20 protein-coding genes are annotated in these 25,122 nt (G+C 38.1%); 7 read left to right on the top strand and 13 right to left on the bottom strand.

Features of this window, described 5'->3' with window-relative positions; genetic code table 11:
* Positions 1 to 8: 8 nt before the first annotated feature.
* The 11 genes from FLEMA_RS74405 to FLEMA_RS74355 all read right to left on the bottom strand — a co-directional run bounded on the left by FLEMA_RS74405 (position 9) and on the right by FLEMA_RS74355 (position 13,361).
* Positions 9 to 2,276 (bottom strand): OmpA family protein, encoded by a 2,268-nt coding sequence (locus tag FLEMA_RS74405; RefSeq protein ID WP_144080163.1) that lies wholly within the window; start codon positions 2,274 to 2,276, stop codon positions 9 to 11.
* 404 nt (positions 2,277 to 2,680) lie between these two features.
* Positions 2,681 to 3,952 (bottom strand): MFS transporter, encoded by a 1,272-nt coding sequence (locus FLEMA_RS74400; RefSeq protein WP_374755629.1) that lies wholly within the window; start codon positions 3,950 to 3,952, stop codon positions 2,681 to 2,683.
* Positions 3,949 to 4,785, bottom strand: coding sequence for a hypothetical protein (locus tag FLEMA_RS74395; protein ID WP_044173688.1), 837 nt, complete (start codon positions 4,783 to 4,785; stop codon positions 3,949 to 3,951). The genes FLEMA_RS74400 and FLEMA_RS74395 overlap by 4 nt, the downstream gene beginning before the upstream one ends.
* 65 nt (positions 4,786 to 4,850) lie before the next feature.
* A complete protein-coding gene (locus FLEMA_RS74390; protein ID WP_044173685.1) occupies positions 4,851 to 5,681 on the bottom strand; it encodes an MOSC domain-containing protein in 831 nt (276 codons plus the stop codon).
* Positions 5,682 to 5,820: 139 nt separating this feature from the next.
* The gene (locus FLEMA_RS74385) at positions 5,821 to 6,681 is read right to left on the bottom strand and encodes a CPBP family intramembrane glutamic endopeptidase (RefSeq protein WP_044173682.1); all 861 of its coding nucleotides are present in this window, start codon (positions 6,679 to 6,681) and stop codon (positions 5,821 to 5,823) included.
* Between the two features lie 5 nt (positions 6,682 to 6,686).
* Complete coding sequence (locus tag FLEMA_RS74380; RefSeq protein WP_044173680.1) at positions 6,687 to 7,436, bottom strand: class I SAM-dependent methyltransferase; 750 nt, start codon at positions 7,434 to 7,436, stop codon at positions 6,687 to 6,689.
* A gap of 221 nt (positions 7,437 to 7,657) precedes the next feature.
* A complete protein-coding gene (locus tag FLEMA_RS74375; protein WP_044173678.1) occupies positions 7,658 to 8,467 on the bottom strand; it encodes an FkbM family methyltransferase in 810 nt (269 codons plus the stop codon).
* A 101-nt stretch (positions 8,468 to 8,568) separates the two neighbouring features.
* Complete coding sequence (locus FLEMA_RS74370) at positions 8,569 to 9,792, bottom strand: glycosyltransferase family 4 protein (protein ID WP_044173676.1); 1,224 nt, start codon at positions 9,790 to 9,792, stop codon at positions 8,569 to 8,571.
* A gap of 100 nt (positions 9,793 to 9,892) precedes the next feature.
* Complete coding sequence (locus FLEMA_RS74365) at positions 9,893 to 11,404, bottom strand: lipopolysaccharide biosynthesis protein (protein ID WP_052354288.1); 1,512 nt, start codon at positions 11,402 to 11,404, stop codon at positions 9,893 to 9,895.
* A 44-nt stretch (positions 11,405 to 11,448) separates the two neighbouring features.
* A complete protein-coding gene (locus tag FLEMA_RS74360) occupies positions 11,449 to 12,387 on the bottom strand; it encodes a glycosyltransferase family 2 protein (protein ID WP_044173673.1) in 939 nt (312 codons plus the stop codon).
* Between the two features lie 14 nt (positions 12,388 to 12,401).
* Positions 12,402 to 13,361 carry a class I SAM-dependent methyltransferase gene (locus FLEMA_RS74355; RefSeq protein ID WP_218918549.1) on the bottom strand — a complete coding sequence of 320 codons (960 nt, stop codon included), beginning with the start codon at positions 13,359 to 13,361 and terminating at the stop codon, positions 12,402 to 12,404.
* A 101-nt stretch (positions 13,362 to 13,462) separates the two neighbouring features.
* Here FLEMA_RS74355 and FLEMA_RS0155330 point away from each other — a divergent pair, with 101 nt between their 5' ends.
* A complete protein-coding gene (locus FLEMA_RS0155330; protein WP_026997280.1) occupies positions 13,463 to 14,107 on the top strand; it encodes a hypothetical protein in 645 nt (214 codons plus the stop codon).
* 43 nt (positions 14,108 to 14,150) lie between these two features.
* Here FLEMA_RS0155330 and FLEMA_RS74350 read toward each other — a convergent pair whose 3' ends face one another.
* On the bottom strand, positions 14,151 to 15,266 hold the full coding sequence (locus FLEMA_RS74350; protein ID WP_052354286.1) for a hypothetical protein: 1,116 nt from the start codon (positions 15,264 to 15,266) through the stop codon (positions 14,151 to 14,153).
* Positions 15,267 to 15,499: 233 nt separating this feature from the next.
* Here FLEMA_RS74350 and FLEMA_RS0155295 point away from each other — a divergent pair, with 233 nt between their 5' ends.
* Positions 15,500 to 16,738, top strand: a complete 1,239-nt coding sequence (locus FLEMA_RS0155295) for a M16 family metallopeptidase (RefSeq protein ID WP_026997278.1) — start codon at positions 15,500 to 15,502, stop codon at positions 16,736 to 16,738.
* 44 nt (positions 16,739 to 16,782) lie between these two features.
* On the top strand, positions 16,783 to 17,259 hold the full coding sequence (gene ispF / locus FLEMA_RS0155290; protein ID WP_026997277.1) for a 2-C-methyl-D-erythritol 2,4-cyclodiphosphate synthase: 477 nt from the start codon (positions 16,783 to 16,785) through the stop codon (positions 17,257 to 17,259).
* Between the two features lie 66 nt (positions 17,260 to 17,325).
* Here ispF and FLEMA_RS74345 read toward each other — a convergent pair whose 3' ends face one another.
* Positions 17,326 to 17,832 (bottom strand): GNAT family N-acetyltransferase, encoded by a 507-nt coding sequence (locus FLEMA_RS74345; protein WP_044173666.1) that lies wholly within the window; start codon positions 17,830 to 17,832, stop codon positions 17,326 to 17,328.
* Positions 17,833 to 18,309: 477 nt separating this feature from the next.
* Between FLEMA_RS74345 and FLEMA_RS76355 the strand changes: the two genes are divergently transcribed.
* From FLEMA_RS76355 to FLEMA_RS0155210, 4 genes are all read left to right on the top strand, one after another.
* Entirely contained in the window at positions 18,310 to 20,220 is a 1,911-nt protein-coding gene (locus FLEMA_RS76355; protein ID WP_052354284.1) for a tetratricopeptide repeat protein, read from the top strand.
* A 552-nt stretch (positions 20,221 to 20,772) separates the two neighbouring features.
* The gene (locus FLEMA_RS74325; RefSeq protein ID WP_052354282.1) at positions 20,773 to 21,813 is read left to right on the top strand and encodes a DUF6089 family protein; all 1,041 of its coding nucleotides are present in this window, start codon (positions 20,773 to 20,775) and stop codon (positions 21,811 to 21,813) included.
* A gap of 192 nt (positions 21,814 to 22,005) precedes the next feature.
* Complete coding sequence (locus FLEMA_RS0155220) at positions 22,006 to 24,261, top strand: RelA/SpoT family protein (RefSeq protein ID WP_026997983.1); 2,256 nt, start codon at positions 22,006 to 22,008, stop codon at positions 24,259 to 24,261.
* 295 nt (positions 24,262 to 24,556) lie between these two features.
* Positions 24,557 to 25,048 (top strand): Fur family transcriptional regulator, encoded by a 492-nt coding sequence (locus tag FLEMA_RS0155210; protein ID WP_026997274.1) that lies wholly within the window; start codon positions 24,557 to 24,559, stop codon positions 25,046 to 25,048.
* The last annotated feature ends 74 nt before the right edge of the window (positions 25,049 to 25,122 follow it).

Below are 25,122 nucleotides of genomic sequence, written 5' to 3'. Positions count from 1 at the left end.
TCTTTTTGTTATTTTACCGAAATAATTTTAAATTCTGTTCTTCGGTTTTCTTGATGTTGCTTTTCATCGCATACTACACCATCGACACATTCATTTACCAATTCTGTTTCGCCATAGCCATTTGAAATCATACGACTTGGAGAAATCCCTCGTTGGCTAAGATAATCAACTACTGCTCTGGCTCTATTAGCCGAAAGTTGCATATTGAAGTTATCGCTAGAACGGGCGTCTGTATGTGAACGAATCTCTATTTTCATCTCTGGATATTTTACTAATAACGGCAAAAGCGTTTTTTCTAACTCACGAGCCGCATCTGGACGAATAAAGAACTTTCCATAGTCGTAGTAGATATTATTCAACTTAAAAATATCGCCTTCACCGTACATTCCTTGTATATTCTCGATAGTAGGGTTACCTTTTTTCACTTTTGCAATATTTTCTCTGTTGGTAGCATATTTGTCTTTTTTAGCTGTAAGCTTATGTTCGGCACCAGGTTTTACCTGAAACTCGTATCCACCATCTGCTCCTGTTACTACTGTTTGCTTCGTTTTATCGTTTTCATTTTCAAGCGTAACCTGTACCCCTGCTATTGGCTGCTGGTTTACCTCCGATTTTACAACACCTTTTAGTATAGAAACTGGTGCTTTTTCGAGGTATAGTTCTAAGGTAGTTTTCTGAACACTATTGCTTTTGGTAGAATACGCCACCGAGTTCATTTGATAACCTTCTTTGATAGCCTTGAATTCGTATTCAGAATTAGACTCCAAGCAAATCGTTGTAGCACCGTCGATACCTGTTACCCGTAACTCACGATTTTCGGCATTGACGGCCAAACGAACATCTACATTTTCGAGAGGTTGTTTTGAAGCCGCATCATACACTATCAAAGTTAACGGACGGCAGATGCGTTTGAAGCTATAAATATTGTCATCGCTCATACCACCTTTACGGTTTGAGGCAAAAAAGCCTGTATTACGACCCGTATCGGTAATAATACCAAAATCATCTTTTTCAGAATTGATAGGAGCTCCTAAATTATTGATGCCTTTGTAAGCGATACCATCTTTCATTTCGGCATAAAATACATCTAGCCCACCCAAGCCCTCATGGCCGTCAGAAGCAAAATAGAGATTTCCATTGGCATCCACAAAAGGAAACATCTCATTACCTTCGGTATTGATTTCTTTGCCCATATTGACAGGTGTACCCCAATTGCCATCGTTGTATTCGACCACATAAATATCAGTACCACCATATCCTCCTGGCATATCCGACACAAAATAAAGCTTGGTATTGTCTGGAGCTAAGGCAGGGTGTCCGCACGAATATTCATCAGAGTTGAAAGGAAGTTCTTTAATATTAGCCCAAGATTCTTTTACATAATCGGCAATATAGAGTTTCAATTTGGTAGTGCCATCTTTCGACTCCTTTGCTCGGCCTTTGTTAAAGTTATTTCTGGTAAAAATAGCTTTTTGTTCGCCTTTAAAAAAAGCCAAAGGCCCTTCGTGATATTTGGTATTGATAACACGGCTAAACTCTTCTACTTTGTTAGAGGCTGTTCCGTCGGCTTTTAGGGTTTTGTTGCTATTACTTGCCGACAGCCCACCCAATGCCGCGGCCTTCTGTACTACAGTGGAGCTAGTAAGCTGTGCGGTGTCGGGTACAAAATACAAATCTAAAAAAGGCGTTTGATTCCAACTATAAACACGTTTAATAGCCCCCGATTCATCACGAGCCGAACAAAACACCAAACCACCTTTGTAATACATTGGGCTAAAATCGGCCTGTGGGGAATTAATAGGCAAAAATTCAAGCTGATACGACGATGAGTCTCGGTAAAAGCGACTCATGTCCATATAAGATACCGTAAAGCGTTTGCTTCGCATATCGGCAGTTTGCTTTTCGCCATAAATAGAATAGTATTTTTGTGAATCACGGTATTTGCCATTTGAAGCCAAAGCTTGGGCATAATACAAATAATTCTCTGATTCTACATCAGGATAATTCTTCAATAAATCGGCATAAGCTCGTTCTGCATTTTTAGCGTCTTGAACTCTTCTGTAGCTATAGGCCAGTTTTTTGAGGGCTTCTTTCTTTATGTTGGCATCTAGCTTGGTATCGCTTAGCACTTCCTCATACAACTTAATAGCACTGACATAACTCAACTGCTCGTATTCCTTGTTGGCAGCTTTCAATTTTGCCTGACCAAACGACAGTTGGCTCGACAAAAGAAACAACAACGATACATAATAAGATATTTTAAATTGTTTTTTCATGATGGGATTTCTTAGGCTAAATCGTTTTTACAAAGTAAGTAAGACATAAAGTTGACATATTAATAAGATTATTTAGCCCTAACAATAATGGCATTTAGTGGCGACAAAAATTGTTTGAGCCTCACCAACAAACAATTATATACTTTATATTTAACTACTTTATGGGTATTTGTCTTTCATCAAGAGCAATGAAATTGTTAGTTAAAAAACAAATAACGTGCCAATTTTCACCATATTTAGAAGGAAGTTACTCAACCTTCCCCTTTATAAAAGCGTGAGTTCGTTGGCAAAGAACAAGAATGAATTAGCAAAAAGATAATATTTTGAATCAAAAACTTTTCTTCTTGATTTAAACAGCTTTTAGAATCTTAGAAGAAAACCGTACAAAATATTCCTTCGTTTTATCAATGGGCTATTTTCATTTTGAAAAGTTCTTTTGAACGAAGCCACACCACCGAAACGATGATGACAGTCATAGCTCCGCCAAATACCACCGATGGTATTGTACCCATCAGCTTGGCCAATAAGCCCGACTCAAATGCTCCTAGCTCGTTGGATGAACTTACAAAAATACCATTTACAGCCGATACCCTTCCTCGCATTTCGTCGGGTGTAAAAAAGCGTAGTACTGTTTGACGAATAATAACGCTAACACTATCAAATGCTCCCGTAAGAAATAGAGCTATGACCGATAACCAAAAATTGGTAGATAATGCAAATACCAATGTAGCTAAGCCAAAGCCTACTACTGCTAGCAATAAGTTTCGCCAAGCGTTGTTTAATGGAGGGAAATATACCATAACAAACATAGTAAGTATAGCCCCAACCGATGGAGCAGCCCGCAAAATACCCAAGCCCTCTGCTCCTACTTTTAGAATATCTTCGGCAAAAATAGGTAGCAAGGCTATTACCCCACCAAATAATACCGAAAACAAGTCTAATGAAATAGAATATAATATTATTTTGGTTTTGAAAACAAACACGATACCTTCTTTCAGGCTCTTGAAAATATTAACTTTTTCTTCCTTTTGCTCAGGAATTGGCGGTGCGGTGATTGTACTAATAAGAATCATCACTACCAACAGCAACCCCGTAACTACCCAAAGAGAATGCGTTAAACCCAAATACGCATAAAGAAACCCTGCCAACCCTGGCCCTAAAATAGCCCCTGCCTGCCAAAAAGAACTCGACCACGTTGTTGCATTGGCAAATACTTCGATAGGTACTAAAAAGGGATTGAGCGACGACGACGCTGGGCTATAAAACCCTTTAGCCAAACCAATCAAAAAGATAACGCTATAAATCAAAAAGAGCATTTGCTCATGTGCTAGCTTTGCACTAGAATGTGTAGCCCATACCAAAATGACTGACCCCAATATAATCACCGATAAGCTTACCATCAAGATGGTTTTTTTGTTGCGACGATCGGCAAAATGCCCGCCAAATAATGCCAGTGAAATATAGGGTAAAGCCTCTGCTAAACCTATAAGCCCCAAAGCAAGAGGGTCGTGCGTAATTTTGTAAAGCTCGTATCCAAGAATTACTTCCTGAATCAATAAAGCCATAGTAAAAAGACTATTGGCAAACATGTATGCCACAAACTGTGGATATTTTAAGGCAATATACGGCGACTGCCTAACCTTTATTTCATGGGGTGGTGGTGGTTTACTCATCATATTAAAAGTAAGATAGGAAAAAAGAAGATGGCATCGCCAATCCAACGATACCGTTCATTTTTGATAAAAAAAGACTCTATATTGCACACCACAAACAGCACTAAGCTCATGGCCGTTTCAATGACAAATATGTTTTTCTGAAAACTAGACGTTATACCATAATAATTCCACAGGGCTATTGATAACACCAATCCAAACAATAATCGAATGATATTTTTAGACCTCTCAAAGCCCCACACCGATGCCAACGAATGTACTTGAGGAAAGTTTTTTTGCTCGTAAGTAGAAAACAATAATAGGTTTTGAAAAGCAATTAACAAAAAAACTAGTCCAATCATCCAATCTGCCAGCGATAATTCGTGTGGGTGTTGCACCATAGCTGTACCCCATACACCTGCTGCATATACTAGGGCTGTAATTGGTTCTTTATAAGCTTGTAGAATGCTATCTATCGAGAGCTTACTGACAATAGACAAATAGATTATTGTAATAAAGCTAATACTAAAACCAAGCATTAGCGTTGGGTACGAAATTTTGCTTAGTAATAATAATCCTGCCAAAAGGCTCAACACCACTGCCAACTTGAGGGGTTTCTCAAACTGTTTATGAAACAAATGGCGTTGTGTAGGAATTTGCCCGATTTTCTTATTGTCAAGCAGGCGGTCGAGGGTATAAATAATAAAAACCGACACGCCCAACAAATAGGTACTAATGCTGTCTATATAATGATGCCCATCGGGTAGCTTCGTGAATGTGGCATGACAAACCATTGCACCCAGAGCTACGTCTAAGCTTAAATAATTCAATATTTTCAAGATATTGGTATTCCTCATTCAGTTGCCCTAACGCCACAGAGGATATTGGTAAATATCCAGACTTCTTCTGTTTTGAATAGGGGTTAATCTATTTTAAACTTTGGTAAAACTCTAGTTGATTGTACCACAATAGCATCACCAACAGTTACAGTTCCTGTGTTTCCAATCAAAAGGTTTTGACCAAATAATATTTTGTTACCTACTTTTCGGTATTTCGACAAAGTGTAAAGTGGGTCTTTCCCTGTTTTTTCTCCCTTCTCATGGTCGACTGTCGTCATAATACACCTTGAACAGGGTTTTACTCCCCAAAAGGTAGTTGTGCCTATCGTAAATTCATGCCATGTTTCTTCCTCAAATGGCTGTCCACTAGTAAAGACAAAATTTGGACGAAAGCGATTAATCGGAATAGGCGAAGAAAGTTTATTATTGAGGTCGTCCAAAGAGGCTTGGCCTATAATAAGGATAGGATAACCATCTGAAAAAGACGTAATATCGGCTGTATTCAAGGCATACTGAGGGTCTACTTTTCGCTCTGTGGTATCGGGCATATATACCAAACGTACCGACATATCTAGTTTTTTTGAAAACCAATCACTCACCTTTGTATTCACCTCGTTGGCAGGCATGGTATCGTCCCACACTATTACATCAAATTGCTCGGCCAAATATTCGTTGATACCAAAAATAATAGCCTCATTACTAGGACGATGGACAACGGTTACTTGCCCATGTTGAATACTTGGCTGAAATAAGGCCAATTGAGCAAACTGTCGTTGTGTCAAAAAAACACCTTTTTCATCAACAAGCATCCACCTGCGGTCATTTTCCAAACCTCTTTCCAAAATGTTTGCTTGTGTTAGACGAATACCACCCAATGATTTTATAGGATAAATCCAGATTTCTGATAGTTGCATAGCTACTGATAATGACGATATAAAATAATATGTAATTTTAGAGGTAACTGAGCGATTAAAATGGGGCTTCTACTCAATTTTAAATTTTGCCAAATAGTAGAATAATCCTCTGGTTTGTATCTACTCTGCTTAGTGATTTTTAGTTTGTCCCAAACTTCAAATGAAACACCTTTCTGGCAATCAGCACATATAATACAACAGCAATACCCCAGCCCAAAATCATCAAAGAAAAATTAAGCGACGTTAACGAAAACACAGATGGTGAAGGCAAAGCACTATCGGGATACGAAACAAACAGAAACGAATAGATATTATTAGAAGCATGAATCCCTAAAGCAAGTTCCATTTTTTGGTCAAAATAGGTTAATAGGGCAAAAAATAACCCTACACTTATGTAATAACTCATGGCCAAAGCAAAACCCACCTTCTGGGTTTCGGGGTTAAAACTGTGCATAAGCCCAAACAGGATAGAACTTACGAGTACCCCCACCACAATATTTCGAGAACCAATACCTTGCAATAAATACCCTCTGAAAATCAACTCTTCGCACGATGATTGAATAGGAATAAATATTATTCCTACCACAAATGTAGGTATCCATTGCTCTAAGTTTAGGCTAAAACGATACATACTTGGGTCAAAACCATAAAAAACCATTTCTATAACAACAGTACACCCAAACCACAACAAGCCCGAATACAGCACCCGTGTCCAATTCACGCTACTATTGGGAGTTATTAGCGATACTAATGGCCTGCGGTGCATTTGCGAAAGCCAAAACCATAATGCCAAAATACCTCCAATAAAGCTCAAAATAGCTATCATCAAATACCAGTGAGAAGCCACCGTAGGTTTTTGGGTATGAAGGTCGGTAACAAGTACTTGTGGATACGAAAATAGGATTAAACCCAATAGTACCACCACAAAGCCTACTATATATTGCCAAAGTTTGTTTTCTCCAAGGTTGGCTTGCTCAATAAAGGCATTCTTTGTTTCCATAGCGTTTAGAAAATAGAGATACTGGTATTTTCGGCTTCTACCAGCAAGGTAATGGTATTAATAAATTTATGATTGATATACGGAAAAGGCGTATTGATAAAAACATACTTGAAATAATAAACCAGATAAGCCTTTAGCCGATGTATAAAAGAGGTTTTGCCAAACAAGAAAGTACCTTTGTTATAAAGGCGGGTAAGCTCGCGATGGATAATAAAGTTTTCGGTTTTTAGTAAAAACTTCAACGATGTAGGTGTATAAAGGTTGATATGACCATACGACAAAAAGTGTTTTACCTTTTTGTCTGCCCCAAACCTATAGTCTTTAGGTACTTCTATGACCAAATACTTTGCTACCCGATGCAGTTCTTTTAGTAAGAGGCGTTCGTGTTCTACGTGCTCTAGAACGTGCGTCAGTATCACCAAATCAAAGGATTTGTCTGCAAAAGGTAATGAATACCCATCAAATAACATTACCGATACCAAATTGGGAATCTGCTTTTCTTTGATTTTGTCCACACCACTTTCCGAAATTTCTAAAGCTGAAAACTCTTTGGCAAACGATACCTTGCTAAGTTCTAGTAATACACTGCCATCGCCTGCTCCTACTTCCAATACCTTATTGAAAGTATATCCTTGGGTAATATCTTTGATATTTTGGGCTTTTTGAATAGCCCCCAAGCCTCGCCATTGTGCTGTTTCGTTGAGGTACTGATTGCTGTACGCTGATTGTAGATTACTATTAACGGATACTTTCATAGAAAAGAGAATTATTGTTGAAATGGATTGCTAAAAGCAGAGGAAATATATATTCGTAATAAATAAACGTCAACAATAAGGCTATTTAATCTTATTTCGGCCTGATAAAATAAAGTTTAAATAGCCGCAACATCAAGGCTAAAAGATTGTTTTCTACATTCCATTAACGCTAAAATCTTGTAAATCCTGATAATAATCAACAACATACTATTTAAACCATGTTATGATTTAACAGCAAATATATTTAATTGTAAATCCATCGATGGGCTATTGCTATAGGTACGATTAATAAAAGGAATTGGGCGGTCTTGGGCATCTCTGATAAAATAACGAAAGCCATTTTTAGTCAAAATACTCAATAATACATCCAAATCCTGTGGTCTGTTCGGAAACGAATGGTACTCAATAAAAATATGATTAATATGGCCTAAATCGTCTTGACAGTCTTTAAAAACCTCTACTTCTGCTCCTTCAATATCCATTTTTAGCATATCTATTTGGGCATATTGTTGTAGATAACCCTTTAGCCGAACCGATTCGATATGCTGCTTTTCGCCTTCGCCATAAATCGACGCTCCGTCTGAACCTTCGGTTACAAAGTCGATGCCGTCGCTGTGTGTCCAAACGGCTTTACTGACAATATTAATATCTTGAATACCATTAGAGGTTAAGTTTTGGGTCAAAATAGCGGCTATCTGTGGGTCGGCCTCAAAAGCTGTAATTTGAGCTTGTGGATATATTTTTTTGAAAAACAAACAACTTGTACCAATATTTGCCCCGCAGTCTAATATAACTGGGCGAGGGTTTTTGCTGGCAAAGCGATAACTCTGTGAAAAGAATATTTCTTCGTACTGAAACAAAAACGACATACAGTCGGGTACAGTAAAGGTACATCCCTGAAAACGTACTGTTCGAGCCTGATAACGTGGCACAGTACCAATTTTGGCCATCAATGTCAGCATTTCTCTGGCTTCGGGCGTACGCAAATAATGATAAGGATATTTTAAAAAATATTTTAGGGCAAATAACATACCTGATAAGTTATTGAACAAATGAGTGGGCTAATAAATAATACTATGATAATCAGGCCAATACTACTCATTTGAGGTTTGCTGTTTTGTAACTTTCTTAATTATTTTGTGGGCTGATTGGTAACATACCTGAAGGCTTTCCCGTAGTTGTTGATAACCACATTGATATTCACCTCTTTGTTGATAATATTACCCGAATTCCGACCCATTTCCCGTGTTTTTTCAGGATTAGCCAACATCGATGCTAGCTTGGTGTACAAATCTTCGGCATCGCCATCCTTGAAAATATAACCATTGTAACCATCTCGAACCAACTTTTTCTCTGTTCCATCGGCCACCGAACACACGATTGGTTTATCAAAACACATAGCATCGTTGATAGACAAGCCGCCCATTCCTGCCAACACATACACCAACGAAGCATTGAAGTATTGTCCAAGCTGAGTCATTTCATAAACTGCACCAACAAACTCAACCTGCTCCTGAATACCCAAACTGTAAGCTTGTTTTTGTAAGTTTTCAAGTTCTGGCCCTGTACCAACAATGGCGAGTTTGGCCGTCGGAAATTGCTGTAAAAGCTTGGCAAAAACCTCTATCAGCATATCTACTCGTTTCCATTTCACCAAACGCCCAACATGTAAAAGCCGTAGTGGATTGTCTGGCAAAACGGTATTTACACCTTCTATTTTGGCTTTTTCTCTAAAGATTATATCCGTATCAGGAGAGTTGTAAATGATAAAGATTTTTTCTTTGGGTACACCATAACTTCCAAAAATCTCGAAAGCCTCCTCAGTATAATCCACATGAGCATCTACCAAATTAAACGCCCGTTGATAGGTATATTTCAGCAAAGTATATTTCAACTTAAATGCTAGGCTATTGGGATTCAGCTCAGTTTTGAGGGTTTCGGTTACGGCTCCACCCTTGGCATAATAGTCCAAAGCCTCTTGAAACTTAGGAATATTAAAAGGTATTTCCTTCAAAATCAATTTGATACCCATTCTTCTAATTTTCCATAACAGCCAAGGGTTATATACAAAAGTGAGAATATAAGGCCAAATAGTAACAATAACGTCGGGCTTTTCCTGTTCTATTGTTGCGAGAAAGTTCTTAAAAAAAGGCTTTCCCCAAGGAGTTTTGTATTCTTCCAAAAAATGCACTTTGAACGCTATTCCTTCCAAAGTTTGATGTACCCCTGCCCCAACACTTTTGCCGTCGCTTTTAGGAGCAATCACAACAATTTCTTGCCCCTCAACTTGGTTGAGTCGATTAAGTACCAAATTATAATAATGTGGCAGTCCGCCAAATGTGAATAAAACCTTCATAATACTTTTTATTATCGGGAAAACAAGGGTTTCGCTCTCATTATCAACACCTTAAATACCCTTATTTACCACTCTATACCTTCTGCTAAAACAATTACTACTATTTTTTCATAATTCTTAATTTTCGCAAAATACTTTTTACTGTCTTGGTAGCATCGTCCGAGATATTAAAATACAAAACACCTCCACCAAATATTACACAAATAATCACCGAACGAATCACGATAGTAGTTACATTTCCAACAAAACCAGTGCCTATTCGAGGAACAAGCAATACTAAAAAATATGTCCCCAAAAATAAGGCCAATACTTTGACGGTATCCCAAGTAAAGGGCTGTAAATCAAGTTTGATTTTGATAAAAAGGAATTTCGTTCCGTTGTACACCACTACCGACGTAAGAGCCGCCAAAGCTGCTCCATTGAAGCTATAAATCGGAATCAATATCAGGTTGGTAATAACTATCAAGATGGCCAAAAGTACATAAAATGCCAAATCGTAACGATAGTATTTAGAATTGATTAAAATTTCGGAATTAAGCCCCGTAGCCATATCGATGACTTTGCTAAGACCAAAGAAAAACACTACCCAACGACCTTGCGAATAAATATCAGCTTTGGGTAATAACTCAAAAATTTCATCGACATTGCACCAAATCCCCAAGAATAAAAAGGCCCCAACAATAAACAAAATCAAGGAGGATTTCTTGTAGAGTTCTTCTATGTGTGCAATATCATTTTTCTGCCAAGATTCGGCCAAAAGAGGTAAGCTAATAGAAGCAATGGCATTGCGAGGAATAGCAATTACCAAGGCTATGCGTGAGGCTATATCAAAAATAGCCGTAGTATTGAGCCCTCCATCATAAGCAGGCAACATAATTTTTTCGACATGCTGAATCAACGTAAAACTTGCCCCTGCCAGCAAAACCCACAAACCATACTGATACATCTCTTTGAAGAGAGGGTTTTTGTAAATCTGCCAGTCAATGGTCAAATACAACTTGCCCAATAGCTTGATATACAATAACAAAGCTACAATACCCAAAACGTATGTAAAAATGGTAATAGCAATGAGCTGCTCAAAAGAAATATAGCCTAAACCAAAGGCTATCACCAACGCCCCATTGGATAGCCGAAGCCCCAACTCGCGAATAATAGCAGGAACAACAATACGAAGGTGAACTTTTGAATACGACTCCAATACCGAAATATACGCTATACAAAAAGTAAGAGGAAGCATATAATAATAATACTGAATCAGCAAAGGCGATTTACTTTCATAAATACTATTAAAAACACCCTGCAACGAAAGGTACAGAATAGTAAATATGAATAAGCCAATAAGCGGTGTTACCAACAAAAAACCTAAAAAACCATTGTGCCGAGTATCATCATTACAAAACCGATTGAAATACCGAGTTGTAATATGAGGAAGACCAATCTGAGCAAAAGACGCAAATACCGTTGTGAAACTCACCATAGCAGAAGCATACAACCCAAACTGCTCTTGTGTCAGAAATTTGTTATAAATAACAAGTACGTTTAAAACGCCAACCGCCGTACCCGCATACGTTACGACCGAATTTTTTAATCCTTGACGAATGATAATGCCCATGAAGGAAAGAATAACCTTGAGGGTTTATTCTATTTTGTTGAATACTAATTTTTAAATAATCTTGTTTTTTGCCTATTCTGGCGATTGGACTTAGCTATGGCTGGATACCCAGCTAGCAATCTCCACACTTGTTTGAATACCAAAACAGCTCTTTTAAAATACCCTCTTTTTATTTCTGTCCAAATTAGCCGATGGCTATGAAAGCCAAACATAAACATTGCTTGAACAAATGAGTAGTTAATGTTTTTTAGTAATGCTAAAAGCTGACCCTTTACCTGAAATTGCTCTGAAATAGACAACTCTTTGGGGTTTACTTTTTTGCTACGATTTTCTCTATCGTGGCAAATATGAGCCAAAGGTGTAAACCCAACTTTAAATTGATGATATTTAACCCGATTGATATAGTCTACGTCTTCACCATACATAAAAAATAGCTCGTCGAATCCGCCCACAATATCAAGACATTTTTGAGAAATAAACCATCCTGCTGCATTAACAAAAGCTAATTCATATAATTTTTGGTGAGTAGTTGCACAAACAGCCTCTTTGGTTGACAATCCAGTACTCTGCCAAACATAATGGGCAAACCCTCCATCAAGCTCTTGTTGAGTTGAATCGAAGTGAATAGGACTAATTAAACCATACTCTGGGTACTCCTGAGCCACATGATAGAGTTGTTCTAAACAGTTGGGTAAAATCCACGCATCTTGGTTTAATAAAAAGACATGAGAGGCATTATTTTGCAAAGCTAGTGCTATTCCAAGGTTATTGGCACGTCCAAAACCTATATTTTCTTTACTCTCTAGTAAGTGTACTTCTGGATATTGCTTTTTAATAATATCTACTCCTATTTTTATCGGAGAATTATTGTCTACCACCACAACCCGAGCCTCATGAGCGTATATTTTTAAGCTGTCCAAACATTGCGTTATCCACTGTTCTCCATTATAATGCACTACAATTACCCAAATATTTTCTAGCATAAAAAAGCGTATTATTAAAGTTTACGAATATAAAAACACGCTTGGTCGCCATCTTTTGCCTCATTCAATAATTGGGCTTGCTTCTTATATTTTCGCAAAATGGGGATTACTTTCAAACGATTAGATAGCTTATTCAATGAATCGGGGCTATTGGTAGCTACGTTATTTTTGAACTGCTCGCTACCCCAGAATTGAAAAGTTCCTGAGTCAAAAACAACTTGGTCTATGACAAACCCTGTTTGTTGTAACAATAATCCCAAGCTCTTTTCGGTATGCAAATAAAAATGGCGAGGAGCATCTAGCTGTACCCAATTTTCTTGATAAGTACGCCAAGCGTATGCTCCTGCCACAGGAATACGAATAATCAACTTTCCTCCTTTGGGCAATAATTTAGCTATATGTACTAAAGCTGCCTGTGGATTGGGTAGATGCTCGAATACATGATGTAGCATAATGGTATCATACTCGCCATCAAGCTCTTCGATACTCTTTTTCAGCACCTTAATATTCGCTTGAGGGTATTCGATATCTTTATCTACGAAAGGGTCAATTCCTAATAAGTTTTGATAACCTAACCCTGCCAAGGTTAGTAACAAATTGCCTACCCCAGAACCAATATCTAAGATTTTACTTTCAGGCTTCGTTTCCGACAGCCGCATCCAGTCACTTACTTGGTATGTTCCTCTTTTCCACTGTAATAAAGCTCCAACAATAGAGGTTTTACCTATACCCTGCTCAAAATGCTTACGCTCTATCCATTTATCCCAGCTCGACTTATGCCTTGGCTGGAAGGAATAATAGGCTTTGCCATGAGGAGCATAATATTTTCCTACATCTAATGGATAATCTTTTATTTGAACACAGCCACAATTGGCACAGGCAACATACTCAAAAGTATCTCGTGTACCAAACATCATCTCTCTAACCTGATATGATTTATTTTCTTTAGAATTTTCACAAATTCTACATTTCATACGCATGAAATTTTGTAGTTTTTTTACAAAAATATTCAATTTATATGAATAATTTAGGGGTATTATAATATAAGTATATACTTTAATATTTAGTTACAAAAATGAAAACTTTACCCAGAATAATCGTACTAGGGTTATTATTATCATTATCCTCTTCGGCATTTAGTCAAAGTTCAGACAAAATTTCTTTCTCAAATTACGTAGGTATTGGCACATTTACCCCCGACTACAAACTTACCCTAGAAGGTAGTAATAGTGGCGGTGACCCTTTAAATGATAATCGAACCTATTTATTCCTTAAAAATACACAAGAAAGTACTGCTTCTGTAACTAATATTCAAATCAAAGCTGGAATTAGTAATTCTTCGACTTTCTTGAATCATGCTTCGGCAAGTTATGGTACCGACTATTATGGATTAAAATATGCTAATTTTGGACAGCTATGGTCTACAGGGTCGGGATTAATTCTTCGTGCAGGTTCTAGTAATACTCCTGAAGGTGTTATTAAATTCATGACAGGTACAGCTCAAAATGGCGACTCCAATGAACGAATGCTTATCGATAGTAACGGTTACGTTGGTATCGGAACATCTACCCCCTCCAGTAAACTTCAAATAACCAATGGCGATGTTTACATTGATAATCCATCCAAAGGTATTATCCTAAAATCTCCAGATGGGTCTTGTTGGAGAGTAACAGTGAATAATGACGGTTATTTTAGCAATACTAAAATAGTATGCCCATAAACCATCATCCCCACTACCTTTTTCAATAGATAGTAGGGATGATTTATTTTAATAAACTCTTGGCTTCGGCTAGCGTCGATTTGTATTCGGCTAATTTACTGGCCTTTTTGGCATATTCCTTCATCTTGTCGGGTTGTCCTGCTCGCTTCGCTATTCTTGCTAAACTCAAATATGCTACTGCGTGATAGTCTTTGGTAAAACGTTCGTCGTAAGGCATTTTTAGGGCTTTTAACAAATAGCTTTCTGCCAAACGGTCGTCTTTATGTTCTTTTTCGGCTTGTATACCCTTAAATATGTGGGCGGCACATTGAAACATCACTCCTTTTTGCTTCATGAGTTTATCTACATATACCTCTGCTTCTTCATATTTGCCTACTGCGGTCAAAATTTCGGCTCGTTGCATTTGGTACAATAAATTATCAGGATATTTTTCTATCAAAATATTATTGTAAGTCAATGCTTTATGGGGGTTCGATTCATATTTCATATAAACATAACCCGCATAAAAAGTAGCTTCATTTTTTACAAAAATGGTTTTTCGTGTTGCTAAATCCAATTGTTGTAAACCTAACTTTTTGTTACCATCTGCAAAAAAGAACATAAATGGCTTAATTAACGAATGGGTTTCGGGGTATTCTATTCGATAATAGTTATAAATACCCGACGAGTACAAAAACTCTGGCTGTTTTTCTGTCCACTCCAAGCCTCTTTTCAGGTATGTATAAGCTTTTTTAGCAACCCCAACGGCCTTCATAAATTCCTGATTATCGGCATCGTAAGCAGCCAAGTAACCCAATGTGGCTAATTCAAAAAAATTGGCTTCAATGTCATCTTCATTTTTGTCGAGCATTGCCTCTGCCAATGCCCTGCTTTGGTTGAGATACGCCAAGTATGTTTTTTGGTGAGATGGGTATTCTTTTAAAGGAAAATACTGTAATTCGGTTTGGATAGCCATAAGTGTATAATACACAGGGTGCTGAGGGTACTTGGTTTTTAACCTCAAAAAAGTATCAGCCGATTCCTTAAAATCGTAGGAATACATTTTTTCTAACCCTATTTGAATTTGCTGGCGGGCTTGTGGGTCTGATAAAATCTGTGCATGTATTTTTAAAACAAACAGCGTATTGAGGAGAAGTAGAGAAAAAAAAAGTTTTTTCATGTTATACATTATGGCTTGATGCAATTTATAATGGAGTCTATACTATTAGCAATATATGAGGATAAGTGTTTTAATACAAATCAAACCTTATTATGTACATTTGTTGTTATTATTGTCTTGAACCAGTACTTTTCACCACTTATTGATGAACTTTTTTTCCAAAACTTATCTGAATACCATTCCTGAGGTTTACTAACATTCAGGATGTCAGATAGTTTTAGCCCAATAGAAATATGATAAGCTACTCACATTTTATGTTGAACAATGGCCTCAAGGTGTATGTTCATGAAGACCACTCTACGCCCATTGCGGCGGTAAATATATTATATAATGTTGGCTCGCGCGATGAAGATGAAAATAAAACAGGCTTTGCTCATTTATTTGAACATTTGATGTTTGGAGGTTCAAAAAATATTGCTTCCTACGATACTCATCTCCAATTGGTTGGGGGCGAAAACAATGCTTTTACCTCGCCCGATATTACCAACTATTATATTACACTTCCGTCGGCCAATTTAGAAACAGCTTTTTGGTTGGAATCTGACCGAATGCTGTCGCTGTCTTTTGACCCAAAGGTTTTGGAAGTACAACAAAAAGTAGTTATTGAAGAGTTCAAACAACGTTACCTCAATCAGCCTTATGGCGATGTTTGGCTCAAACTTCGTCCTTTGGCGTATACCACTCACCCCTACAAGTGGGCAACGATTGGCAAGGAGATTTCGCATATAGAAAATGCTACCATGGACGACGTAAAGGCGTTTTTCTATAAACACTATTTGCCTAACAATGCCGTATTGGTGGTAGCTGGCGATGTCACGGTTGAACAAGTCAAGCAATTGTGTAAAAAGTGGTTTGAGCCTATTCCTGCTGGGAATGCTCCTGTCAGAAATCTGCCTCAAGAACCCAAGCAAACGGCTGCTCGTTTTCTCGAAACCCAAGCACCAGTACCTTTAGATGCCCTATACAAGGTATATCATACGCCTGCTCGTTATGCCGAGGGCTTTCATGCTGTCGACTTGGCAAGCGATATTTTAGGGCGTAGCAAGTCATCGAGGTTGTATAATAAGTTGGTAAAAGAACATTCTATTTTCAACTCTATCAATGCCTATGTTACATCTTCGCTCGACCCCGGCTTGGTAGTAATACAGGGTAATCTCAACCAAGGTATAAGTATTGAAGAAGGCGATGCCGCTATCAATGATTTATTACAAGATTTTACCCAAAATGCTATTAACGAAACAGAACTAAATAAAGTTAGAAACCAAGCTGAGTCAACTTTGGTATTTTCGGAGGTAGAGCTGCTCAATAGGGCTATGAATTTGGCTATGGCGGCCAATGCTGGCAATGTTGAATGGGTAAATCAAGAGGCTGAAAAAATTCAGGCGGTAACACTCGACGAACTCAGCCAACAAGCTAAGGCAATTTTTGACCCTAACCATTGCTCAACTATGTATTACCGTGCAGTTCAATAGCCTATCAAATAGGCCATTACATCAATTAAGAATTGGATATTATTATGAAGATTAGAGTAGGACAAGGCTACGACGTACATCGTCTGGAAGAAGGACGAGATTTTTGGCTTGGGGGTATTTTAGTACCTCATACGCATGGGGCTGTCGGTCATTCGGACGCTGACATTGTTTGCCACGTAATTTGTGATGCCTTATTGGGGGCCGCCAATATGCGAAATATTGGTTACCATTTTTCTGATAAAGACCCTCAATGGAAAGGCGTGGATTCTAAGATTTTGCTCAAAAAGGTCATGGAAATGATTCGTGAAGCAGGTTGGGAAGTAAACAATGTCGATGTAACGATTATTTTGCAAGTACCCAAACTGAACCCACATATTCCTCAGATGAAAACTGTACTTGCCCAAGTAATGAATATCGACGAAGAAGACCTTGCTATAAAAGCTACTACTTCCGAACATATTGGTTTTGTAGGCCGTGGAGAAGGTATTGCGGCTCAGTGTGTGGCCTTGATATATAAATAATTGCGGTTTTGTTGGTGCATTAGGTAGTATATATTGGCCTAATGCACTATCTGTTTTTTAGTATGGTTATTGCCTCAACTGCACAAAAACCCAACTATCAAATACAAGGCCATTTTTGATAATCGCTTTTTTCTGAATAGATTCTAAGGTAAAGCCTGCCTTTTCTAGCACTTTCATAGAAGACTTGTTATAATCAAATACACCTGCATAAATCCGCTCTATTTCCTGAAAATGTGTAAATGTATAGGTTACCATTTGCCTAACGGCCTCGGTCATAATACCCATGCCCCAATACGGCTCTCCTAGCCAATAGCCAATTTCGGCCGAACAGCGATGTACGTCTGTACCCACTATAATACCGATTCCTCCTATTACTTGTCCATCGACATCAATAGCCAAAGATGCTAGTGGTGGAGCTATCGTTTGGTTGAAACTCACCCACCAAGTAGCATCGTCGATGGTGTAAGGATTGGGGAAGCTGTCTCGGACATTTTGGGCTATTTTGGAGTTATTGGCATAAAAAGCGATAGATTCTTCATCGCCATACCGAAAAGCTCTTAGTGTAAATTTCATTTGAGTTATTTGATGAAGTGTTGGCAACAAAAATCTTGAAAAAGATGGTTACTTTACATGAAAAGTAAAAAATTATTCCTGTTTTTTTAAAATAAATGTACACGAAAGTTTAAATGCTTTTTCAGGTTGAGAATTTCGGAATAGAGCTAAAATGGCTTTGCTTCCTTTATACAAGTAGAACAAACCGAATAAATCTGAAAGCCGATATCTTACCTCTAAAATTTTTCTACTTTTTGTATTTTGGAATGCTATTTGAAGTAGATTTAAAACCTAGTACATGGCCTAATGGTAGTTGATACCTCATGCTGTAAAATGATTAGGGGCAAAGCCTATATAAGTAGAAGTGCTAATGTGAAATTTTGAGGACTCATCATGATTTATTAGGCCGAATCCAGAATTTTTGCATAATTACTGCTTTATTGTAGAGAAACCCGACAACACTTACTTAGCTGAAAACCATACAATTATTTATCTATTATGTCAAAAAAACAAAAAACAAGCAAGCCTAACAGTTTGTCGCCTAAAGCCTTTGCTCAAGAAAAACCTTCTCCTGCCAGCACATCAATAGCCTTTGAAGCACAGCCTATAGCCAAATGGTTCGCTATTGTGATACTTCTTGTTGTGGTATTCGCCGCTTTTTCGGGAGGATTCAAAAATCAATTTGTAGATTGGGACGACCACGTTTATATCGAAAACAACTACCTTGTTACTCAGCCTAAAGGACATTGGGCCGAAGCCTTCAAAAGCCATGTAGCCCTCAACTATCACCCACTTACAATTTGGTCGCTCATGGTAAACGCTAGCCTTTCAGGGGTTGAATCGGCCAAGGCTTTTATTGTAACCAATTATCTGATTCATTCTGTCAATGTTTTATTGGTTTTTTGGTTGGTATTATTACTATCAGGTCGCCAACTCCTCCCTTCCTTTTTTGCGGCTCTTCTATTTGCGATACATCCTATGAGGGTCGAGTCAGTAACGTGGGTTTCAGAACGAAAAGATGTACTATACGGCTTGTTTTTTATTGCATCGAGTATTGCTTATTTGTATTACATAGATAAAGGTTATCAGAAAAAATACCTTATATGGAGTTTTATCCTATTCTTTTTATCGTGCCTTTCTAAGGCTCAGGCAGTGGTATTACCTGTTGTATTACTTTTACTTGACTACTGGCGAAACCGTAAATTTGACCTGAAATCTGTCCTCGAAAAAGCTCCATTTTTCATTTGTTCCTTGCTTTTTGGGCTTATTGCTACAAACATTCAGAGTGGAGGCGATTTTCATGGCACTATTCATATTATTGGCGAACAACGCACAGCCCTCAATTTACAAGTATTTAGTTTGTTTCAACGTTTACAATACGCTGGCTATGGTTTCTTGATGTATTTTTATCATTTGTTTTTGCCCCTAAATTTATCAGCCTTTTATCCTTACGAATCCACAGGCCCCAATGTCAAATTCTATTCAATTGGCTTGGTTATTATGCTTATTACCTTGGTGGCCACAGTTTTGTTATACAAACGCTCAAAATTGGTATTTTTTAGCATCGGCTTTTTTGCTGTTACAGTAGCATTGGTGTTACAATTTATTTCGGTGGGAGCTGCTATTATGGCCGACCGCTACACTTATATTCCTTATATAGGCTTATTTTTTTTACTAGGCATGGGACTACAAACCATTGCCGAAAAAAATGCGTCACTCAAACAAGCTGTTTGGATTATGGGCTTTGCCTTTGTAGGTTTTTGCTTTTTCCAGACCAAATCACAAGTAGCTATTTGGCAAAATACAGGAACTCTATTCGGACAAATTATTCGGGTATATCCCAACGACTACCGTGCCTACCATACTTTGGGTAAATACTTAGGTGAAAAAGAAGGGCGACTTGATGAGTCGATTCAAAATAACCTCAAAGCTATTGAATTAGGCTATAAAGACGATTCGGGGCCTTGGGAAAACCTCGGTACAGCTTATGGTATGAAAGGCGATACACCAACTGCCCTAAAATATTTTGATGAGGCAATTCGCCGAGGAGCTAAAACTGGCGAAGCCTATATGAACCGAGGGATTGCTTACTTTACCCTTCAGCAACCTCAAAAAGCATTACCTGATTTTGAAAAATCTTTGACTTTGCCCAATAAAAAAATCCTTCAAAGTCGTACTTTCTTGGCAGCGGCTTATTTGGCAACAGGCAATGTACAAAAATCTCTTGATGCCTATAACAACCTTATCGATAAAGAAGGTATCAACGACCCCCTTTTGTGGTTTAACCGTGCCCTAGCTCGCCAACAACTTGGCGACCGCCAAGGGGCTATTCGCGACTTCAAGCAAGTACTTAGCCTCCAGCCCAACAACGAAGCTGCTAAACAAAACCTCAAAAATATCGGTGGATAAAGAGAATGGCTACGTTTTATAAAACTGAATCAAAAACTCCATGAAATACAATTTACCTATTATCTGGTAAGAATAATTGCCAGATAATAGGTAAATACGTTTGAGAGGGTAGGGATTCTGAAAATTAATTAATCGTAATATCCTGATTACGAGTAGTGTTTCAGAGATTTCAAACTTATCCTGAAACAAGTTTGAACAATTTCATTGGAAAAACGAGCGTCTATACAAACATACATTTTTTGTTTTTGTATTATAGCCTTATCATAAACCCCAATTTGTCTAAACAACTTTTTTGTTATTTTTGACAAAAATTCGCGATGCTTACCAGCACCTTTACCCCAATATTCCAAGCACCTCCATTTATTAAGTGATAAAAAACACCTTATGCCTTCTAGCGTTGCCTCAGAAAGCATCATATTTTATTTTGCATACTTACTTGAACTATAAATAAACCACATACTCTTTTCTGAACTTGTTTTCAGAAAATTAGTATTAAGCTTAACATAAAAAAGAAACAACCTCGTTTAATATGTTATAGCAAATCCTATAATAATGAGAAAACTTTACCTTTTTAGCGTCATTCTAAGTGTAATCGCTATATTAGACGTTCATTCGCAGTCTTTCTTTTCGTTCAAAAAGAACAGAGAGCCGCAAAGAAAAAAACTATACGAAAAGCATTCGTCCTTAGCTTTTGGGCTGGGTACTTCTCATTATTTTGGCGACATTGCTCCATACACCAATGTTGTACCTTCGCTTATTCAAGATATTCGCTGGAATGCAGGTGTTGCTTTTCAACGCCATTTGTCACCCCATTGGGCATTACGCCTTGGATTTACTTGGGTAAGAATTGCTGGCGATGACAACCATTTTCAAGGAAAGGCAGGTTTTGAACAGCTATTTATGCGAAATGCTCATTTTAGAAACGACCTCCAAGAATTATCGGTAATGGGAGTTTATAATATCATTAAAGAAAACCGAAATTCGTACAACCGCCCTCAATGGATACCCTATTTGTTTGGTGGCTTGGCTATTTTTCACCATAACCCCGTAGCCATGGCTCCAAGTGGCCTCAACGACATACAACCCAAAGAATGGGTAAGCCTACAGCCACTTGGTACAGAAGGACAGGGCTTGCCAGGATATGCACAACCCTATAGCCTTATTTCGGCAAGTATTCCATTAGGTGCGGGGGTTTCGTACAAACTAAATAAAACATGGGACATTGGCTTTGAAGTAAGTTTACGATACAGTTTTACCGACTACCTCGACGACATTGGGGGAGCGTATGCCAATCCTGATGACCTACAGAACAGTAATCTGACCGCTTTTGCTTTTGGCCACCGAGAACTAGAAAAGTATGCTATCAGAACAGGGAATGACCGAGAGCCCGGTATTCGAGCATGGTTTGCCGCAGTAGGTAATCCCCTTTATGCCGACCCAAATTTTCCATTAAACAGCATTGTTAATCCAGATGGATTTGACCGAAACTTTACCCGTAATTCTACGGCTAAAATCAATGATAGCTATTTATTAACAACTATCAAACTGGTATATCATATCACGCCATCTATCAAGTGCCCCAAACTTAAATAAGTCCTGAAAACTTACTTTCATAACGCTCGTACCGCAAATACGAGCTTTTTTATTTGTTTTTGCTCTTAAAATTCTTAACTTAGTATATGTAATTAGCCCTTATTTTGAGCCTAGACCACGCTAAAATTGGCCGTTTTACTCACAAAAAACAATCTAAATATATACTGATCACTTAGTCCCCATTAAGCCGATATGTCCGTAGAAGCAGTAGCGATAGACTTAGAACTAGAAAGAAAAGAAATTCTGAAACGGTACAGGAAATTGCTTTTATCCGCAAAACCTTATCTACAAGATAACGATGCCAAATTAATCAAACAAGCATTTTTGATATCAATGGACGCACACAAAGATATGCGTCGTAAGTCGGGTGAACCTTATATTTACCACCCTATTGCTGTTGCTCAAATTTGTATAGACGAAATTGGACTAGGGGCCACCTCGATTATCTGTGCCCTCTTGCATGATGTTGTAGAAGATACCGAAATAACTCTTGATGAAATTGAAGAAAAATTTGGCAAAAAAGTAGCTAAAATTATAGATGGCCTCACCAAAATATCAGGTGTTTTTGAATATGGCTCATCGCAACAAGCCGAAAACTTTAGAAAGATGCTTTTGACCCTATCAGACGATATTAGGGTTATTCTCATCAAACTAGCCGACCGCCTGCACAATATGCGTACTTTGGTAAGCATGGCTCGTGACAAGCAACTCAAAATTAGTTCAGAAACTTTTTACCTTTATGCACCACTCGCTCACCGTTTGGGGCTTCATGCCATTAAGTCGGAACTAGAAGATTTGTGCCTCAAATATACCGAGCCAGAGGTATATAAAGACATTGCCAAAAAGCTCAAAGAAACGAAAGCGTCTCGTGAAAAATTCATCCAGAACTTTATCAGACCAATCGAAAAAAGCTTACAAGACCTTGGACTCAAGCATGTGATCAAAGGGCGACCTAAATCCATTTTTTCTATTTATAATAAACTCAAAAAGAACCATGTTCCTTTTGACGAAATCTATGACCTTTTTGCCGTTCGGGTAATTTTGGAAGTACCCAAAGAACAAGAAAAATCGGCTTGCTGGGCTGTTTATTCTATGGTTACCGACCATTATAAACCCAATCCCGACCGCCTTAAAGACTGGATTTCAAACCCTAAATCAAATGGCTACGAATCGTTGCACACTACTGTAATGAGTTCTGGCAAACGAGGACGATGGGTAGAGGTACAAATCCGTACCACACGGATGGACGAAATTGCTGAAAAAGGCTTTGCCGCCCACTGGAAATACAAGGGTAACGATACTCGTACCAATAAAGCTTTTGAATCGTGGCTTTCGCAAATTCGTGAAGCCTTAGACAATTCAGATAAATCACAACAATCGGCTGTCGAACTTGTCGACGACATTCGTAGTAGCTTGTACAACGAAGAGGTATTTGTTTATACACCAAAAGGAAAGCTTATTGTACTCAAAGATGGTGCTACAGCCTTAGACTTTGCCTTTGAAATCCACACAGAAGTGGGGGCTCGATGTATAGGAGCTAAAGTAAATACCAAACTAGTACCACTCAGTTATAAGCTAAAAACGGGAGATATTATTGAGTGTATCACTTCGTCGAAACAAAAGCCTTCTGAAGATTGGCTCAATTATGTTGTTACAACAAAAGCCAAATCCAGAATTAAGGATTATATCAAGGAGGCCAACAAACAACACGTGGTAATGGGGCGTGATATGATTGAGCACCGCCTCAAGATTATTGGTGTCAATACTCTTACATTGGAAGTGACCAACCAGCTCCGAGCCTATTTCAATGCCAAAGATGCCAACGACTTATTTTATCGTTTTGGAAAAGGCTATATCCAACTCGACGAACTCAAAAAATGGAAGTCCGACCGTGAGGCTCATGAACGCAAACAAGCAGCCAAAGCTATTCAAGAGCCATTAACCAACACCAAAAATGTTGTAAAGGAACTCAAAAAACTTCATGGCGACCGCAAGGATGCCGATGCTATTTTGATTGGCGAGGATATGGACAAAATCGACTATACATTGGCCAAATGCTGTAATCCTATTGCAGGCGACGATGTATTTGGCTTTGTCACTATCAACGAAGGTATCAAAATCCATAGAACCTCTTGCCCGAATGCCTCAGAGCTGTTGTCACGACACGGCGACCGTGTACTAAAGGCAGTTTGGGCATCAAAAGTCAATATGTCGTTTGTGGCTCACCTTATTATCAAAGGTACCGATCGTATGGGGCTTATGAACGATGTTACACGGGTGATTTCGCAAGAACTCCAAGTGAATATCCAAAACCTTTCGATTGGAGTAAAAGATGGTATTTTTGAAGGGAAAATCGCTCTAATGGTCAACGATACCGTTCATCTTGAAAAACTCGTTGTATCGCTTGAACAGGTAAGTGGTGTAGTCGAAATTGTACGTGGCGAATAATACCCAAGGAGGCTTATTTTAACCAAACTCTCTAATAAGCCTCCTTTCCAGCAAAGCCTCCTAGCACTAGGTTCGGTAACAAATGTCAGAAACTACCTAAGGCTTAGAGCAAGCAGATAGATTATCTTCCCACAAATCACATAAAACTAAATTTCCATTTTTATCTGAAATTCAGTTAATTTGTAAGATTAAATGGATTTAGTCTAAAAATGAATCTTCACGAATTATTGAGTGTTTATTAAAATATTAACATTTATTTGTTAAAAAAATTACTAAGCACAGAAGCACTTGAACAATGCCATCAAACGCCAATTTAGAGTCTGTAAAGAAAATTTTTACGGCATATCTTGAAAATAAAGGATTGAGAAAGACACCAGAACGCTTTGCGATTTTGGAAGAAATCTATTCACGCGACGACCACTTCGATGTGGAAGAGCTTTATATTTCTATGAAAAACAAGAAATATCAGGTTTCGCGTGCAACGGTCTATAATACCCTCGACGTATTGGTTGAGTGTGACCTTGTTACAAAACATCAGTTTGGAAGAAATATAGCCCAGTACGAAAAATCTTATGGCCGTCGTCAACACGACCACCTTATTTGTACCGACTGCCACCATGTTACTGAGTTTTGCGACCCACGTGTCCAAACGATACAATCTATGGTAGGCGAAATGCTTCAATTTAATGTGATGCACCACTCATTAATTTTTTATGGGTCGTGTACCAAAACTGATTGCGAACACAAAAAAGCCTTGCAACAGCAGTTGTCTGTCAATAACGAATAACCTTGGCAAACAAGCAAACACCCCTAGTCAAGAAACGATAAGGCATATAGCTTTTATCAAATTTCCCTAATCTT

Origin of the sequence: Flectobacillus major DSM 103 (assembly GCF_000427405.1) — a bacterium.
Classification (GTDB): Bacteria; Bacteroidota; Bacteroidia; order Cytophagales; family Spirosomataceae; genus Flectobacillus; species Flectobacillus major.
This window is presented reverse-complemented; position numbering and strand designations above follow the sequence as displayed.